Source organism: Paenibacillus polysaccharolyticus, from assembly GCF_900102085.1.
GTDB lineage: Bacteria > Bacillota > Bacilli > Paenibacillales > Paenibacillaceae > Paenibacillus > Paenibacillus polysaccharolyticus.
In genome coordinates, this window is sequence record NZ_FMVM01000023.1 from 1 (window position 1) to 13,699 (window position 13,699).

At 47.3% G+C, this 13,699-nt stretch carries 10 protein-coding genes; 9 read left to right on the plus strand and 1 reads right to left on the minus strand.

Features of this window, described 5'->3' with window-relative positions; translation table 11 throughout:
- The 8 genes from BLQ13_RS25090 to BLQ13_RS25125 all read left to right on the plus strand — a co-directional run.
- Positions 1-2,552 (plus strand): S-layer homology domain-containing protein (locus BLQ13_RS25090; protein ID WP_090924442.1); only part of this gene is annotated, 2,552 nt, incomplete at its 5' end.
- Between the two features lie 318 nt (positions 2,553-2,870).
- The gene (gene kduI, locus BLQ13_RS25095; protein ID WP_090924443.1) at positions 2,871-3,710 is read left to right on the plus strand and encodes a 5-dehydro-4-deoxy-D-glucuronate isomerase; all 840 of its coding nucleotides are present in this window, start codon (positions 2,871-2,873) and stop codon (positions 3,708-3,710) included.
- 23 nt (positions 3,711-3,733) lie between these two features.
- Complete coding sequence (locus BLQ13_RS25100; protein ID WP_090924444.1) at positions 3,734-4,492, plus strand: DeoR/GlpR family DNA-binding transcription regulator; 759 nt, start codon at positions 3,734-3,736, stop codon at positions 4,490-4,492.
- Between the two features lie 82 nt (positions 4,493-4,574).
- Positions 4,575-5,327, plus strand: a complete 753-nt coding sequence (gene kduD / locus BLQ13_RS25105; protein WP_090924445.1) for a 2-dehydro-3-deoxy-D-gluconate 5-dehydrogenase KduD — start codon at positions 4,575-4,577, stop codon at positions 5,325-5,327.
- A 40-nt stretch (positions 5,328-5,367) separates the two neighbouring features.
- Positions 5,368-6,213 carry a sugar phosphate isomerase/epimerase family protein gene (locus tag BLQ13_RS25110; protein ID WP_090924446.1) on the plus strand — a complete coding sequence of 282 codons (846 nt, stop codon included), beginning with the start codon at positions 5,368-5,370 and terminating at the stop codon, positions 6,211-6,213.
- 353 nt (positions 6,214-6,566) lie between these two features.
- Complete coding sequence (locus BLQ13_RS25115) at positions 6,567-7,874, plus strand: homocysteine synthase (RefSeq protein ID WP_090924447.1); 1,308 nt, start codon at positions 6,567-6,569, stop codon at positions 7,872-7,874.
- 705 nt (positions 7,875-8,579) lie between these two features.
- Entirely contained in the window at positions 8,580-10,670 is a 2,091-nt protein-coding gene (locus BLQ13_RS25120) for a heavy metal translocating P-type ATPase (protein ID WP_090924513.1), read from the plus strand.
- 140 nt (positions 10,671-10,810) lie between these two features.
- Positions 10,811-11,620: an alpha/beta fold hydrolase gene (locus tag BLQ13_RS25125; protein ID WP_090924448.1), complete on the plus strand. Its 810-nt coding sequence runs from the start codon at positions 10,811-10,813 to the stop codon at positions 11,618-11,620.
- A 143-nt stretch (positions 11,621-11,763) separates the two neighbouring features.
- Here the strand turns inward: BLQ13_RS25125 and BLQ13_RS25130 are convergent, their stop codons facing one another.
- Complete coding sequence (locus BLQ13_RS25130; RefSeq protein ID WP_090924449.1) at positions 11,764-12,495, minus strand: ZIP family metal transporter; 732 nt, start codon at positions 12,493-12,495, stop codon at positions 11,764-11,766.
- Between the two features lie 257 nt (positions 12,496-12,752).
- Here BLQ13_RS25130 and trxB point away from each other — a divergent pair, with 257 nt between their 5' ends.
- Positions 12,753-13,694: a thioredoxin-disulfide reductase gene (gene trxB / locus BLQ13_RS25135; protein WP_090924450.1), complete on the plus strand. Its 942-nt coding sequence runs from the start codon at positions 12,753-12,755 to the stop codon at positions 13,692-13,694.
- Positions 13,695-13,699: the final 5 nt, after the last annotated feature.

Sequence of the window (13,699 nt, forward strand, 5' to 3'; positions counted from 1 at the left end):
CTGGCGGTACGAATGCCGGCACATCGAATGTTGTTTCGAACGTGACGACGGATAATGCACCGAGCGTGCCTCTTACGGACTTCGCCAATACGGCGGAAACGAGTACAACCGCAAGCTTTAGCTGGACAGCAGCCAGTGGAGCAATAGGGATCGTGATCGAACAATCGCCAGCGGGCGCGAACACGTGGACAGCGTCATCCACAAGCGGAGCCCTTGCGGCCAATGCCACAAGTGCCACGGTAACAGGATTAAACCCGGCCACGTCGTATGACTTCCGACTCGTGGTCACTGGCGGTACAAATGCGGGTACATCGAATGTAGTCTCAAACATCACGACGGACAATGCATCGAGCGTACCGCTCACCGATTTTGCGAGTACAGCGAAAACGAGTACAAGTGCAAGCTTTAGCTGGACAGCAGCGAGCGGAGCAATAGGGATTGTGATTGAACAATCGCCAGCAGGCACGAATACGTGGACTACAGCGTCCACAAGCGGAGCTCTTGCGTCCAATGCCACAAGTGCAACCGTAACAGGATTAAACCCGGCCACGTCGTATGACTTCCGACTCGTGGTCACTGGCGGTGCGAATGCGGGCACATCAAACATTGTCTCGAGTGTGACGACGGATAATGCACCGAGCGTGCCGCTCACGGACTTTGCGAGTACGGCGAAGACGAGTACAACGGCAAGCTTTAGCTGGACAGCAGCGAGCGGAGCAACCGGAATTGTGGTTGAACAATCTCCAGCGGGCATGAACACGTGGACAACGGCACAAACGAGTGGAGCGATTTTAGTAAACGCCACAAGTGCCACGGTAACAGGATTGAACCCAGCCACGTCCTACGATTTCCGACTCGTGGTCACTGGCGGTACAAATGCGGGTACATCGAATGTAGTCTCAAACATCACGACGGACAATGCACCAAGCGTACCGCTCACCGATTTTGCGAGTACAGCGAAAACGAGTACAAGTGCAAGCTTTAGCTGGACAGCAGCGAGCGGAGCAATAGGGATTGTGATTGAACAATCGCCAGCAGGCACGAATACGTGGACTACGGCCTCTACAAGCGGAGCCCTTGCGTCCAATGCCACAAGTGCAACCGTAACAGGATTGAACCCGGCAACGTCATATAATTTCCGCCTCGTAGTCGCTGGCGGCGCGAATGCCGGTACATCGAACGTTGTCTCGAACATCACGACGGATAATGCACCGAACGTGCCTAACAACCCTAACGTACCAAGTTCGCCGACTAGTTCGATAAATAGCGGTTCTGGTAGCATCGCTCCTTCAAGCGGCACTACTGGAGTAGACATTCTTGTTAACGGGAAAGTGGAGAGTGCGGGTACAGCCACGACATCGCAACGCAACAATCAAAGCGTGACCACGATATCCGTCGACCAGAACAAGCTGGACAACAAGCTTGCATCGGAAGGTTCAGGAGCCGTAGTGACTTTACCGGTTAATACGAAATCGGATATTGTGATTGGTGAATTGAACGGTCAGATGATTAAAAATCTGGAAAACTATAGTGCAACATTGGAGATTAGAACAGCCCGAGCAACATATACCTTGCCAGCTCAACAAATAAATATTAATGCCCTATCCGCCCAATTGGGTAAAGAGTTGAACCTGCAAGACATCAAAGTTCGCATTGAAATTGCCGCTCCAATAACGGATATGATGCAAGTGGTAGACCAAGCGGCAGGGAAGATTGGGCTCACGCTCGTTGCTCCACCGACGGATTTCAAGATTAGCGCAACATATGGAAGTACGACCATTGACGTATCAAAATTTAACGCATATGTTGAAAGAAGCGTTGCTCTTCCGAACGGTATTGATCCGAATAAGATCACAACAGGCTTGGTGGTAGAGCCGGATGGATCGGTAAGGCATGTACCAACCAAAGTGATTTTCAAGGAGGGAATGTATTACGCTCAGATCAACAGTTTAACAAACAGCACTTATAGCGTTGTCTGGCACCCACTAGAATTCAGTGATGTTGCAAAGCACTGGGCTAAAGAAGCTGTGAACGATATGGGTTCCCGAATGATTGTCAACGGTACCGGCAATGAACAGTTCAATCCCGACCAAGATATTACACGTGCCGAATTCGCAGCCAGCATTGTTCGAGGACTGGGACTTAAACTTGAGAACGAGACTACGCTTTTCTCGGACGTTAAGTCTTCCGATTGGTACAGCAGTGTAATTAGTACGGCTTATGCATACGAATTGCTTGATGGCTATCCAGATGGTACCTTCCGTCCGATGGATAAGATTACACGTGAACAGGCAATGGTGATCCTTTCCAAGGCAATGACTCTGACCAGATTGAAGGAAAAGCAGCCTGTACAATCGACAGATGGAATACTTCATTCATTCCAAGATGCGGCTAGTGTCTCTCAGTGGGCACAAAGTAGCGTTATGGAAAGTGTACAAGCAGGCATCATATCTGGCAGAAGTGCCACAGCACTTGTACCTAAGGCTTATATTACAAGAGCTGAGGTAGCCACGATTATCCGGAAGCTTCTTCAAAAGTCCGAATTGATCTAATGTAAATACAGTTCTATTCATCAAGTGATCTAAAAAAAGAGAGTTGACTAAAAAAGGGTGATCTCTGCATCTTGCAGAAATCATCTTTTTTTCGTAGTGAGTTTTATTGTTACTGGAGTCACAGGTTTTACTAGAAATAGCCAACACAATTCAATGATTTGGTTGAATCATAAAAATAAGGGTACACAAATGATAGGAAATGAACTAAAATGAACTCATATGAACTTTAATAAACATAGTGAACTTCATTGAAAGCCACAAGGCATCAATGAGCTCAACTCTAAACTTAATTCACAAGACGAAAGGAATGGATTACTAATGGAAAACCGTTATGCAGCACACCCGAATGAAGTGAAAACGTATGATACAGCTCGTTTGCGTGAGGAATTCCTCATGGAGCAATTGTTTGCCAAAGACGAACTGGTGACTGTGTACTCCCATGTGGATCGTTACATCGTAGGAACTGCAGTGACACAAAGCAAGGACATCACCCTTGAAGTCAACTTGAAAGATATCGGAACCGACTTTTTCCTGGAACGCCGTGAAATCGGTATCATTAACGTGGGTGGACAAGGTACAGTAACCGCGGACGGAGAAGTGTATGAGATTGGAGCCAAAGAATGCCTCTACATCGGTAAGGGCGTTAAGGAAGTGGTATTCAAGAGCAATGGCACAGAGCAGGCGGCTCAGTTCTACTTTGTTTCTACACCGGCTCACCATACCTACCCAACGGTAAAAGCAACTCAAGAGCAAGCACAGCCGAACCACCTCGGGAGCATTGAAACTTCCAACGAACGTACCATCTACCGTTACATTCACCAAGGTGAAGGCGGAATCAAGAGCTGTCAGCTCGTTATGGGTATCACAGAGTTGAACAAAGGTAACATGTGGAACACGATGCCGGCACATACGCATAACCGCCGCTCCGAAGTATACCTGTACTGGAATCTGCCTGAAGATGGCGTTGTATTCCATATGATGGGCGAGCCAACGGAAACACGTCACCTCGTGGTGCGTGATCGTCAGGCGATCATCTCTCCAAGCTGGTCCATTCACAGTGGTGTGGGCACAAGCAACTACACCTTCTGCTGGGCAATGGCTGGAGAAAACCAAACGTTCGAGGACATGGACGGCGTAGCGATGAAGGATTTGAAATAAGAAAGAAATAGGAAGTTGATTAGATGAATCCATTGAAACGACATGAAAAGATCATGGAGGCTCTGCTGGAACGCCAGGAGGTCACGGTTAGTGACCTGAGCGAACTGTTGCAGGTGACTGGAAAAACGGTGCGAGAGGATCTCGATAAGCTGGAGAGTATGGGATTGCTCGTGCGTGTACACGGCGGAGCTATGCTGGCTCAGAATGACCAATATGGGATTCTGAACAGCCGCGGGGCACTGGAGAAACACCAGTCCGAGAAAACCGAGATTGCGGAACGTGCTCTTGCGTACATTAAACCTGGTGACATTGTAGCACTGGATGGTGGAAGCACGACGTTAGAGATGGCCAAGCGGCTTGATAACCAGCCGATTACGGTGATCACAAGTGACTTGTACATCATTGCAGAGCTAACCAAAAAGGAGCAGGTGCGACTGGTCGTTCCTGGAGGAGCGCGTGTGCGTAATATGTTGGTGGGTGAAGATACAGCGGCGTTTATCTCCGGTCTGAACATTCACAAAGCCTTCATTTCCACAACGGCGCTGCATCCCGAATTTGGATTGTCGATCTATACAGGGGATTTGGTTCCGCTGAAAAAAGCGATGATCGGCGCCGCACAGCAGGTATTTGGCGTAGTGGATCATTACAAATTCGGGCAATTTGCACTCCGTACCTTCGCACAGTGCTCTGAACTGGATTATATCATCAGTGACCGGAATCTGGACGAAGAGACAGCAGCTTTATACAGGCAGAGCGGTGTCAACGTGGATTACCAAAGTTAACTTCATGCACTTTTAACGGAATGAAATATTAATATAAATAGTGTTGTTATTTGCATATCAAAGACATGCGGAGGAATTGTTCATGAACCCATTTGATTTAAGTGGACAAGTTGCAATGGTGACAGGTACTTCTGGAGGACTCGGGCAAGGAATGGCTGTTGGCCTCGCTGAAGCGGGAGCAGATGTGGTGCTCGTGTCTTACTCCAAACCGGCAGAGACGGCTAGTGCTATTGAAGCATTGGGACGCAAAGCGTATATCATCGAAGCAGATCTGAGCAAGGAAGAGGAACTGTCAGCTGTGTTTGAAAAAGCGCTCGCTTTCCAAGGTCGAATTGATATTCTCGTCAACAATGCCGGCATTATTCGCCGTACTCCGGCAGCAGATCACGCACATCAGGACTGGCATGACGTGATTGCTCTGAACTTGAACAGTGTGTTCTTCCTGAGCCAATTGGCAGGCAGACATATGATTGAACGTGGAAGCGGTAAAATCATTAACATCGCATCGATGCTTTCTTATCAAGGCGGCATTAATGTACCGGGATATACGGCGAGTAAACACGGCGTTGCCGGGTTGACAAAGGCACTCGCCAATGAGTGGGCTGGCAAAGGCATTCAGATTAACGGTATCGCTCCAGGTTATATGGAAACGGATAATACAACCCAAATTCGAGCGGACGAGAATCGTTATCGTGATATTACGGCACGTATTCCAGCAGGTCGCTGGGGAACACCTGAGGACTTGAAAGGTCCAGTGGTGTTCCTGGCTTCTGCTGCATCGGATTATTTGAATGGTCACGTACTTAATGTGGATGGCGGATGGATGGCGCGTTAATCCGTCATCCAAGATCCGTATTGCAGAAGGAGGCAATGAGATGAAACTTGGTGTTCTGGCCCATACGTTTGGTAAACGGCCTACAGCTGAGCTGGCGCAAATCATTGCGGACAACGGATTCAACTCCGTGCAACTGGCTCTTGCCAAAGCGTTGTCGGACATGGATTCAGCGAATGGCAAATTGAGTCCTGGATTCGCTAACGAGGTGGGAGAACAATTTGCTAGCCGCGGGGTGAAAATTGCTGTTCTGGGATGTTATATCAACCCAATTGATCCTGATCCAGTGAGTCGTCGCGCAGACATTAACCGGTTCAAGGAACATTTGCGTTATGCCCGGGATTTTGGGTGCAGTATGGTTGCAACAGAAACGGGTGAACGAACTACGTATAAGGATTCCCATCCAGACACATATGATGAAAAATCATGGAGTGTTTTGAAAGATACGCTGGAGGAGATCACAGAGGAAGCTGAAAAATGGGGCGTACATGCTGCCATTGAACCCGTGGCGACCCATACGCTTCATACCCATGAACATATGACCCGGTTGTTTGAAGAGATTCCGTCATCCAATCTGGGCATGTTGTTTGATCCGTGTAATCTGATTAAACAGCATCATACAGCAGATCAAGGAGCTTTTCTGCGTGAAGTCATGGAGAAGCTGTATGAGAAGATGATCGTGATTCATGCGAAAGATGTAGCTTTCAATGCACAGGGTGAGAAGTATAATCCCGTTCCTGGTGCGGGCATTCTGGATTATCCGTTGTTCTTCGAATTGCTCAAGACATATAAACCACACATTGATATCTCGCTGGAAGGTGTGAATGCAGAAGAGGCTGTGCCTGCTGCCAAGCATCTGCGAGCGGTATGGGACGCTGTGAAGGTTTAATAACCGTAAGCATTGAATGACTAGTAGAGAATCGGTCAACGATCCGTTCCTTTAGCGGATGAAAAATTTTATGCTGAATGATGAAGCTGCACGAAATGCAATGAGAGATTAGAAGAAATTCTAACGATGAATGAACTGAAAAACCTTTGCCATGGCAAAGGTTTTTTTAGTACAGCAGGATCATACTTTACATATTAACATTTCTTATCGGAAAAATCGGAAATAACTCTTTTCAAAACCGACATCTTGTGAGAGAATATGGAAAACATAAGCCGCCATGATGAGACATCAAGAAGCCAGTAATTGAGATCAGGATGCACAAGAATGCATATATCAAGGGAGGATTCAGAATTATGTCAAACGAACGTGAGCTTTCATTTGAAACATTAGCTATTCATGCAGGTCAAGAGATTGACCCAACAACTCAATCAAGAGCTGTGCCTTTGTACCAGACAACATCTTATGGATTCCGTGATACGGAGCATGCTGCTAATCTGTTTGGTTTGAAAGAGTTTGGCAACATCTATACACGTCTGATGAATCCAACAACGGATGTATTTGAACAGCGGATTGCGGCACTGGAAGGTGGAGCAGGCGCATTGGCTACGGCTTCGGGTCAGGCAGCCATTACGTTCTCTTTGCTGAATATCGCCGGTGCTGGTGATGAAATTGTGTCCTCGGCAAGTCTGTATGGCGGTACGTATAACCTCTTCTCTACAACGTTGCCGAAACTGGGCCTTGATGTGAAATTTGTAGATTCCAGTGATCCGGAGAACTTCCGAGCGGCGATTACGGAGAAAACAAAAGCGTTGTACGCTGAAACGATTGGTAACCCGAAAGGTAACGTACTTGACATTGAAGCCGTGGCAGCAATTGCCCATGAACACGGGATTCCTCTGATCGTGGATAACACGTTCCCAAGCCCGTATTTGCTTCGTCCAATTGAACATGGAGCGGACATTGTCGTTCACTCGGCGACCAAGTTCATTGGCGGGCATGGTACATCTATCGGTGGTGTCATCGTGGACAGTGGTAAATTCGACTGGAAAGCAAGCGGCAAATTCCCGGGACTGACTGAACCGGACCCAAGTTATAAAGGGGTTGTATACACAGAAGCGGTTGGCCCGATTGCTTATATTATCAAAGCACGTGTACAGTTGCTACGTGATTTGGGAGCGTCCATTTCACCATTTAACTCCTGGCTGTTGGTACAAGGTTTGGAGACATTGCATCTTCGCGTGGAACGTCATAGTAGCAATGCGCTGGCAGTTGCAGAGTATCTGGAGAAACATGAGGATGTCCTGTGGGTGAGCTATGCAGGTCTGCCAAGTCATCCATCCTATGAGCTTGCGCAGAAGTATCTGCCAAGAGGCCAAGGTGCGATTCTGACATTTGGCATCAAAGGCGGTGTAGAGGCAGGGCGTAAATTGATCGAAAGCGTGAAACTGTTCTCCCACCTTGCTAACGTTGGCGATTCCAAGTCATTGATCATCCATCCGGCAAGTACAACCCATGCTCAATTGACGGAAGAAGAACAAACAGCAGCTGGCGTAAATCCGGAATTGATTCGTCTGTCCATTGGGACGGAGAACATTCAGGATATCATCTATGATCTGGAGCAGGCGATTAAAGCAAGCCAAGGTGCAAGTGTAGGCGCGTAAAAACAAGTTACAATTGTAGGTGTATCAAAGTATGTAAAATGGATTAGAGCGATGTAACAGAATTAGAGTGGTGTAACAGAAAACAACATGTAGTACATTGAAAGGTCAGAGCCTTGTTCAGAGGGGCTTTGGCCTTTTTATATGGAGACTTCTTGGTGTGAAGAGCCTGCGGTGAGTACCTAGCGAAGGAGCATGTCTTTGTCTTTTTGTAATTTGGTCAAGTGGGGTGAGAAAGTAGCGCTAACGATCTCCACGGAGTTTATTTGCCTTTTTTACCGAGATTTAAAATCTAACGATTAGCAGAGATGTTATTTATTCATTTTTCAGCATTTAGGGGCGAGAAATGGGCTAAATGCAAAGAATAGCGTTCCTAGTGATCGATAGCATTAAAAATGATGCATTTTCGATGAAATAAGGTTTCTCATGATCGTTGGCCTGAAACACCCATTTACAAATGAACAACACAGGCATATAATTGAGAAAAAGTTGTATTGAGTAAAAATAATTGTATAAGCGCAAAAATGATTATCATTCTCACTGGATTACAGATCTATGAAAATGCCGATCGTCTCAAAACCATGCTGCTGCGGGAATCCCGCAGCAGCATGTGCCATTTTTAGGGCAATAACAATGGCTCTCATTCTCAATACAACTTGGGTAATGCAGTCAGATGAGAACAAAACCTTCGAAGGGAACGTGATTTATATGCAAGCGATACATCAGCCTTTACAAGGGAAACAGCAAGCCAAGCAACAATCGGCCCATACTCCTGGACCCAAACGGGGTAAGAAACCGAATTTTCGCGCGATGTTGCAGAACAAGGAGATGCAGGCAGCGCTGGGCAGTGGCATCATGATGCTGATTGCATGGGGGATAGCACCTTATTTTGCCACGTTGTCTGTGATAATCTATATTGCCGCTTATGGGATTGGCGGCTGGACGAAGGCCAAAGAAGGTATCGAGACTTTGGTTAAGGATCGTGATCTGGACGTTAACTTGCTAATGATTGCCGCATCACTTGGAGCGGCGACAATTGGTTATTGGAATGAAGGAGCGATGCTAATCTTTATTTTTGCCCTTAGTGGAGCATTGGAAAGCTACGCCACGGAGCGCAGTCATAAAGACATCTCATCCTTACTGGCACTTAAACCGGAGACGGCACTACGGATCGAGGATGGACAAATGAATGTCGTGGCGATTGAAGATTTGCAACCGGGGGATCTGCTACTCGTGAAGCCAGGCGAGCTGATTCCTGCGGATGGAGTTGTTTATCGTGGAAGTTCTTTTATTAATCAATCGTCGATTACCGGGGAATCGATGCCAGTAGATAAGAGTGCAGGGGACGAAGTTTACGCTGGTACAGTGAATGGTGAGGGGGCGTTATATGTTGAAGTCACCAAGTCGGCCGAGGGCTCACTATTCGGAAAAATCATCAAGCTGGTGGAGGAAGCGCAAGCCGAGGTACCGGATTCGCAACGTTTTATGGAACGTTTTGAAGGTATCTATGCACGAATTGTTGTAGGTGTTACGCTTCTTGTTATTGTAGGAGCACCACTACTCTTGGGATGGACGTGGAATGAAGCTTTTTACAAAGCCATGGTCTTTCTTGTCGTGGCATCACCTTGTGCACTGGTGTCTTCCATCATGCCTGTGATGCTGTCTGCAATGTCCAGCAGCGCTCGCCGCGGGATTTTGTTCAAGGGAGGAGCGCATATGGAGAATATTGCTCATACCCGAGTGGTCGCTTTTGACAAAACAGGTACGCTCACGATGGGAACTCCCAAAGTAACGGATATCCTAACTGCACCGAGCGTAAGCAGAGAGCAATTATTGTCCGCAGTGGCGTCTGTTGAAAATCTCTCGATGCATCCCCTTGCTCGGGCTATCGTGGAACAGGCGAGTAAAGAAAACTTACCTCTACAAGAGGCAGAGCATGTGCAGTCTATTACAGGACACGGCATTCAAGGAAGCATAAATGGCGTCGTGTGGAAGATTGGGCGGCTGGATGGAACAGTGTGGGCACAAGAGATACAAGAGAAGCAGACGATGGAAGAGAGAGAAGCTACGGAAACACTAGCTGTAACGCCAACTGGCGAATTAAAGACTGGCGAATTAAAGAATGGTAAAGCTGTGGAGTCTATAGCCAATGATGTACTCGTAAACGGTGAAGCAGACTGGGAAGCGGTATGTACCCGACTGGAGCAGGAAGGCAAAACGATATCTGTTGTAACTGTCAATGGTGAGTTTGCGGGTTTGATTGCGATGCGGGATATGATCCGTCCACAGACTGTTGAAGCTGTGAAGAAGCTGGAGAGCATGGGGGTCAAAGTAGCGATGTTAACCGGTGATCGTGCCCGTTCAGCTTCGGTCATTGCCGGTGAAACCGGGGTTAGTCTGGTCTATGCTGATCTGCTACCTGAAGATAAGGTCACACAGGTGCAAGCGCTCCGTGAGCAATATGGTCATGTGCTGATGGTTGGTGACGGGGTTAATGATGCGCCTGCACTTGCGGCAGCAACAGTGGGGATGGGCATGGGGTTATCAGGCAGTGGGACAGCAATCGAAGTGGCCGATGCGGTGCTTATGAATGATAATATCGAAGAGATTGCTTGGGTAATCGGGCAAGCTCGGCGAGCCGAACGCACGGTGAAGCATAATATGTGGTTTGCCATTACAGTTATTTTAGCGTTAATCGCAGGTAACTTCTTACAAGATATTGCTTTGCCACTTGGAGTGGTTGGTCATGAAGGTAGTACCATTTTGGTGATTCTGAATGGACTTCGACTGTTGCGTTAAGTTGTGCTTTAACGCCCAGTGCCCCAGCAGCTCCCGTTTGAACCTGTTGTCAGAGGGTAATAGTCGAAGAGACGATACAATGTAATGCAATGTATCTCACTGACGATAATTACTTTTAACGATAAAGGGAGCTGTGAACAATGGGCCGTTATGTACAAGTTGAACCGAATGTAAAAGTATATGTTGAAGATATTGGTGAAGGGACTCCGGTACTGTTTTTGCATGGCTGGCCTGTCAATTATAAAATGTTTGAATACCAATTGAATGTGCTACCGAACCACGGCATTCGTACCATTGCAATGGATTTCAGAGGTTATGGTTTATCCGATAAGCCGTCTACTGGATATGATTATGACCGCATGGCAGACGATGTTCGTGCTGTTATTGACGACCTGGGGCTGACAGATGCCATACTCGCTGGTTTCTCCATGGGTGGTGCTATCGCGGCACATTATATGGCGCGTCATCAGGGACACGGAGTATCGAAGCTGGCACTGCTGTCGGCGGCGGCACCTGTATTTACGCAGCGTGAAGGTTATCCGTACGGTTTAACGCCGGATGAGCTGAATGAGCAGATTATTGAGCCGATCTTCACGGATCGTGCGAAGCTATTGGATACGTTCGGCGGAATGTTTTTTGCGAAGAAGCACAGCCAGCCTTTCATGCAATGGTTCCATGCACTAGGCATGGAAGCTTCGTCTTATGGTACGATTAACAGTGCGATGGTGTTGCGTGATGAGGATTTGCGCGGGGAATTGGAAACGATCCAGGTGCCTACAGCCATTTTCCACGGTAAAAAAGATGAAATCTGTCCGTTCGAATTCGCTGAAGAGATGCACAAAGCGATCCCTTCGGCTGAAATGGTTGTGTTTGAAGAGAGTGGACACGGTGCATTTTACGATGAGTTGGAAAAATTCAATGCTGAACTGATTCGATTTATTCAATCTTGATCGTTTAAATAAAAAGAAAATATAAATTGCCTTACAGATGATTTCAGCAATTTCAGTAATTTCATGGAATCTTCATTTATGGCTAAAAAAAGAACCCGACTTCAGCATCCGCTGTGGTCCGGGTTCTTTTGCCTTTCACCAATCTAGAACAGTTCGGTTAGTCCAATCATCGTAATCAGACCAAACAGGAAGGAGATCGTAGCTGCGCGTGCATTGCCGTCCCCATGACTCTCAGGGATGAGCTCTTTATAAACGATGAACATCATTGCACCTGCTGCGAACGCGAGACCGTAAGGCACCAGTCCGGCAACAAGACTACTGAGTGTATATCCGATCATGGCCGTTATAATCTCTACAGCCCCAGTTAATGTTGCAATACCAAGTGCTTTAAAGCGACCGATGTTCTGATTGACGAGAAAGAGAGCGACCAGAAAGCCTTCCGGTGCATTTTGCAAACCGATAGAAAAGGCAATCAGGTTCCCTAAGTTTTCATCCGTACTTGCATAACTTACACCGACAGACAAGCCTTCCGGCAAGTTATGCATTGTGATGGCTGCGATAATCATGAAAGCTTTGCCTTCAATTTTGAAAGGCATCTTTTCGGGGTTTTCCAGATCTACGTGCGGAATACGCATCTCCAGCACCAGTAGAACCAGACTGCCGAGCATAATGCCAAAAGCAAGAACAAATAAATTAGATTGTCCCAGTGCTTCGGGAATGAGATTGTACACCGAGGCTGAAGTCATAATACCCGCTGCGTAAGCGAGCAGAATGTCGCGCAAACGATGTGATATTTTACGCATAAATAAGATCGGTACGGCCCCAAGTCCGGTAGACATGGCCGAAATAATACTGCCGAGTAGAGCGTCGTTCATGCTTCCATTTTCCCTCCTGATGAAGACTTCTTCATAATCGCTGCCGAGCATTGACACCGTACATAAAAGAGATCATAATGAACAACAGATTAGAATGATTATAAATTAGAATTCCGTTTCTGCATAGGTGAATCGTCATATTCGTAGGCAGCTCTTATGGACATGATGTGGGCTATCCGTTCTAGTGTATGCAAAGGCTCGCGCTTTTGATGCCGGAGAGCTTGATCTTTTTGCAGAACATGGGGGAGGAACTATACATGTATAAATCAATTATTATCGGAACAGGCCCTGCAGGGCTGACAGCAGCAATCTATCTGGCACGTGCCAACTTGAACCCACTCGTTATTGAAGGACCGCAACCGGGTGGACAACTTACAACAACGACAGAAGTGGAGAACTTCCCGGGTTTCCCTGATGGCATCATGGGCCCTGAACTGATGGACAACATGCGTAAACAAGCGGAGCGTTTTGGCGCAGAATTCCGTACGGGCTGGGTAAACAACATCGACATGAGCGAGCGTCCTTTCAAAATTCAAGTCGAGGGTATGGGCGAACTCGTATCCGAGACGTTGATTCTGTCTACAGGCGCATCTGCTAAATATTTGGGTATCCCAGGAGAAGAAACAAACGTGGGCCGCGGTGTCAGCACATGTGCGACATGTGACGGATTCTTCTTCCGTAATAAAGAAATTATCGTTATTGGCGGTGGCGATTCCGCACTGGAAGAAGCAAGCTTCCTGTCCCGTTTCGGTTCCAAAGTAACACTGGTGCACCGTCGTGAAGAACTGCGTGGCTCCAAAATCATGCAAGATCGTGCACGCAGCAACGAGAAAGTAGAAATGGCACTGAATCGCACGCCACTTGAAGTGATTGCTGGCGACAACGGCGTAACTGGCCTCAAAGTGCTTAACAACGCAACTGGTGAAGAAGAAGTGATTCCGGCAAGCGGCGTATTTGTAGCGATTGGTCACACACCAAACACAGGTTTCTTGGGTGGTCAGATTACTACAGACGAGCATGGTTACATTTTGACAACTCCAGGTACTTCTGAGACAAACATTCCAGGCGTATTCGCATGTGGTGACGTTCAGGATACACGTTACAAACAAGCCATTACCGCTGCAGGTAGCGGATGTATGGCTGCAATGGACACCGAGAAATTCATTGAAAGCCTGGAGCACAGCGCAGTAGCGTTGTAATTCGG